The 4,035-nt window shown below is 42.3% G+C and carries 4 protein-coding genes; 1 reads left to right on the top strand and 3 read right to left on the bottom strand.

The window, feature by feature from the left end:
• Positions 1–125: 125 nt before the first annotated feature.
• Both Q7P33_RS17755 and Q7P33_RS17750 read right to left on the bottom strand, forming a co-directional pair.
• Positions 126–503 carry a TnpV protein gene (locus Q7P33_RS17755; protein ID WP_303872078.1) on the bottom strand — a complete coding sequence of 126 codons (378 nt, stop codon included), beginning with the start codon at positions 501–503 and terminating at the stop codon, positions 126–128.
• Between the two features lie 327 nt (positions 504–830).
• Positions 831–1,469: a type 1 glutamine amidotransferase family protein gene (locus Q7P33_RS17750; protein ID WP_303872077.1), complete on the bottom strand. Its 639-nt coding sequence runs from the start codon at positions 1,467–1,469 to the stop codon at positions 831–833.
• A gap of 142 nt (positions 1,470–1,611) precedes the next feature.
• Between Q7P33_RS17750 and Q7P33_RS17745 the strand changes: the two genes are divergently transcribed.
• Positions 1,612–2,568, top strand: coding sequence for a YafY family protein (locus Q7P33_RS17745; protein ID WP_303872075.1), 957 nt, complete (start codon positions 1,612–1,614; stop codon positions 2,566–2,568).
• A 225-nt stretch (positions 2,569–2,793) separates the two neighbouring features.
• Here Q7P33_RS17745 and Q7P33_RS17740 read toward each other — a convergent pair whose 3' ends face one another.
• Positions 2,794–3,522, bottom strand: coding sequence for a hypothetical protein (locus tag Q7P33_RS17740; RefSeq protein ID WP_303872074.1), 729 nt, complete (start codon positions 3,520–3,522; stop codon positions 2,794–2,796).
• Between the last annotated feature and the right edge of the window lie 513 nt (positions 3,523–4,035).

Below are 4,035 nucleotides of genomic sequence, written 5' to 3'. Positions count from 1 at the left end.
GCCTTATGCTTTTGCAAACATAAAACTCTTCTGATTTCTTAACTTAATGACATTGGCTGGTTTAGCTGACTTTTTTGACCGTCTTAAGCGAAGAAAAACGCTCCGCTTCTTATTTTAGGTTGCTTCTAGTTGTAAATCAGTTCCGAAACGACAATGGTATGGGCCTGTTCCTTGAGCTGGTTCATGTGCCATACCCAGGTTAACGGGCTGGTTTTCGGGTCAGGCGCCGGATGTCTGGCCAGCAGACATCTCATGATCTGATCGAGCCGATTGCGGGCCGACAGTTCGACTGTCCGCAGGTGTTCGCCGAGTTTATCCTGGAAAAACAGTTCCAGGAATAAGCGTTGCTTATGCTCTTTGAGATAACGATAACGCAGCGCCTCATATTTTCCGATTTCTGACTGGCTGATGACATGAAATTCATCAAGGGCACTGTTGTTGTGATACTCATTTTGAATGACGGGTGTTAGGGACGTGCCGATTTTAGATTGATCCGAGTTCATTAAATCCTTCTCCTTCAAATTTGCAAACCTTTCCGAAAGCGATGTTGCAATTTCCAAATTTACCGAGATTTTTTATGAGACTCAATTCGCGAGAGTCCATGTTTCTGACCGGGAATTTCTCAGACGCAAACGTTTCTCGGCCTGATTTTTCGGTCGTTAGATATTTTTACCCAAATTTCAACCAGATATCGATGCTTCATCGTTAATTCTTTATCTTTCGGAATGAAGTAAAGAAGGTTTTAAGAATTAAATTTGAGATCCAGAAAGTCGTACAAAACAGCCATCCTGTATGATCGATGGTCCCGCTCTCTTTATAACAATGGTCGCTCAGTTGTCATCGCCGGCCGGCAAGGTTTGCATGAGGGCAAAGAAATGCTTGGGCTCGCCGGTGCTAAAATAGTCATACCAAGCGGCCAGTGTGTTTGCCTGAAAAACATCCAAACGCTTAATAATCTGTTTGGCCCACAACAAAGCACCGGTGGAACTGGCTGTAATCAGATTGTTATCGGCGACCGATGGTTGGTCGAGATAAAAAACCTGACCAGTATAAGCAGAACAGAACATTTCAAGAAATCCCGGGCCATTACTGGTATGTGGCCGTTTATCCAATAGTCCAAAGTTGGCAAGTGCAGCAGTCGCCCCGCAGATTGCGGCCACCGTCGCACCAGAAGCGAGAAATTCGCTGGCTTTTTTGATAATTGCGCTATGCTTCGGGTCGTTCCAGGTATCGGCACCCGGTAACAGTAAGACGCTTGTTTTACTCACTACAAGATCATCAATTAGGCAATCGGGCACCACTGTCATCCCGCCCATGGTTGTAATTGGCGCTTTATTTGCACTAACTGTTTTGAGTGAGACAGGTGGGGCACCCTTTTTAAAAAAGCGGCCAGAATTAAGTTCTGCTGTAACATAGCCCAGTTCCCAGTCGGCCAAGGTATCAAGAACGTAAACATAGATCGTAAACATAATTTTCCTCCAGTTGTATGTTTTTTTAACGATGTAAACAGGTAATTCCCGTTTGCTCTTTTATTATACCTTGCAATTGTTGACAACAGTATGGCCATAATTTACAATGAAAAAAAGTTAAAAAATGAAGGGCGGTGATACGATGAAAGTGGATCGACTGATTAGCATTATTATGATCCTTCTTGAAAAAGAGCGGATCGGCGCACAGGAGTTGGCAGATCTATTTGAAGTGTCCCCCCGCACCATTTATCGTGACATCGATGCGATCAACATGGCGGGTATTCCTGTTTGTTCGACACCGGGAGTGGGCGGTGGCTTTGCCATCATGGAGCAATATAAGATTGATAAAAAAGTATTTTCGACGGCTGACCTTTCTGCGATCCTGATGGGTCTTTCCAATCTTTCAACGATGATCCGGGGGGATGAACTGGTAAATGCCCTGGCCAAAGTTAAGAGCTTTATCCCCGCCGACAGTGCCAAAGACATTGAACTGAAGGCAAATCAGATTTATGTCGATTTAAGTCCGTGGATGGGCAATCGGAATATACAAGCCTATTTGGAAATAGTTAAAACAGCGCTACAGGAAAACAAACTGCTGTCTTTTGATTATGCCGATCGCCACGGCAATAAAACCGCCCGAACAGCTGAGCCGTATCAGCTTTTATTAAAAAGTAATCATTGGTATTGGCACGGGTATTGCTATAAACGAAATGATTTTCGCCTATTCAAACTGTCCCGCATCTCAAATTTACAAATGGAAGAAAAAACATTTGTGCCACGCGACCATCAAAAACTGAAGTTGGATTTTTCGGATACACTGGCGACGATGCAGACAAAAATTAAAGTCCGCATTCATCAATCGGCCCTCGATAGGGTTCTTGATTATTGCCCGGATGAACACATTTCGCCAGACGGCGATGCCCATTACATCGCTTATTTTCCCTTCATCGAGAACGACTATTATTACACGATTCTTTTAAGTTTTGGTGATAAATGCGAGTGCTTGGAGCCGCCCCATATCCGCACCGAAATGATACGCAGAATCCAGAATATCGCTGCTTTATATGAAAAGGGGAACAGGGATCAGGCTATTGATTAAAGAATAGCAAGAATCAAACGTCTCCGATGTTCCCGTTGATAAAGGTGGATATGGAGCGTTCAATGCCGACGATGATTTATCAGATACGCCGATTCGGGAATTATAACATAAAAAAAATAACAATTCGTTGAGAGGAAACGGGTGAGATTTCTTAAAATTTACATGCTAATTATAGTATTTGTCGTTTTTGAAATGATTGTACTGGGTTTTAAGCGTTTTTATTTATTATTCAAGAACAACTTCTCCTTTTTCGACACTGGTAACGGATGGCGTGCCATCTAAGGTGACATGCATCTGTGTTTCGTAAGATTTCCATTCAAAATCGGACCAGCTAACGCCTTGAGTGGCAGCATTGCTCTTGCTTGTTTCTTCATTGCCTGTTGTTTCAGCTTCAGTCTGTCTTTCCTGACTTTCTGCCATAGCTTTTGCAGCCATTGCCATCGCATAAAGCTGCGGACTTGTCTCCATCAATTTTTTCAGGTCAGAACTGGATACTTTTCCGCCCGCAGAAATTTTAGCGGCGATTTCAATCGCTTCCGCTAAATCGTTGTAGGCATTTGCCCAGGCTTCACTTTGTTGTTTGGTGACCGCCAGATTATGGGCCAGGCTACGCTGATTAAAGGCCGCTTCCCGATCCGCCTGGGCCTGCTGGTCGATTTCCGTTAATTGCTTTTTTACATCATCAGAAAGCTGGATATCGACACCGTTAACGGTAAGATAGCCCCTTGAAATAGCCCTGCTAACCATTGCGGAATCAGAAAAATGGATAACAAAACTGTTTGCTTTCTCGCCCTTGGTTATTCCAAGCGAGTCTTTTCCTGATGTGGCACGCATTGTCTCGTCACTTTTCGGCGTTTCATAGGCTTCTTTTGAAATACTAAGCGTATCCGTTTTTTTTGAAACAGACTGACTGGATGGTTGGCTTTTTTTCATTGATTTTTGACTTTCTGTCATTTGACTGTAGCTGTTATAGAAATTTTTAACAACAGAACTTATTTTCATCGAAACATTGCCCCCTTTTGTAAGTTAGTGTGTCTTTATATTCATTATCTTTTCTATTATCGGCAATAATTCTGATTTTGTTAGTATTATTAGCATTTAATCCGCAAAATCACGGCTTCCGAACGGTCACCGATGTCTCTGTCAACTTCTGTTTTTTAGAAACTGCAAAAAGCGTTGTTGCAAAGACTCAACTGATTTTTTAGAACTGGGAAAGTTGAGATATTAAGAATCAAAATTCATTTTACTTCTTTATATTATGATAAAGGCCCGCATGGCTTTTTTTCATGCGGGCCTGTTTGGTATGTCTTTTAGCAGAAATATAAGAATCGTTAATTTTGATAAGGCGATAAATTTTGCATTAAAAACTTATTGCCGATACTTTGCGGATTGAAAGAGTTATCGTTCGAAAAAGTGGAATTGTCAATAATAGTTCAGTCAAAACGCGCAAGGAATTTTCCAAGCCCC

Origin of the sequence: Acetobacterium wieringae (assembly GCF_026646375.1) — a bacterium.
In the GTDB taxonomy this organism is placed as follows: domain Bacteria; phylum Bacillota; class Clostridia; order Eubacteriales; family Eubacteriaceae; genus Acetobacterium; species Acetobacterium wieringae_A.
Note: the sequence above shows the minus strand (reverse complement) of the source record. Positions and strands in the feature narration are given on the sequence as shown.

Coding starts and splice junctions, on each gene's coding strand:
- Q7P33_RS17740 (WP_303872074.1), bottom strand. CDS start 3,522: ATGACAGAAAGTCAAAAATCAATGAAAAAAAGCCAACCATCCAGTCAG.
- Q7P33_RS17745 (WP_303872075.1), top strand. CDS start 1,612: ATGAAAGTGGATCGACTGATTAGCATTATTATGATCCTTCTTGAAAAA.
- Q7P33_RS17750 (WP_303872077.1), bottom strand. CDS start 1,469: ATGTTTACGATCTATGTTTACGTTCTTGATACCTTGGCCGACTGGGAA.
- Q7P33_RS17755 (WP_303872078.1), bottom strand. CDS start 503: ATGAACTCGGATCAATCTAAAATCGGCACGTCCCTAACACCCGTCATT.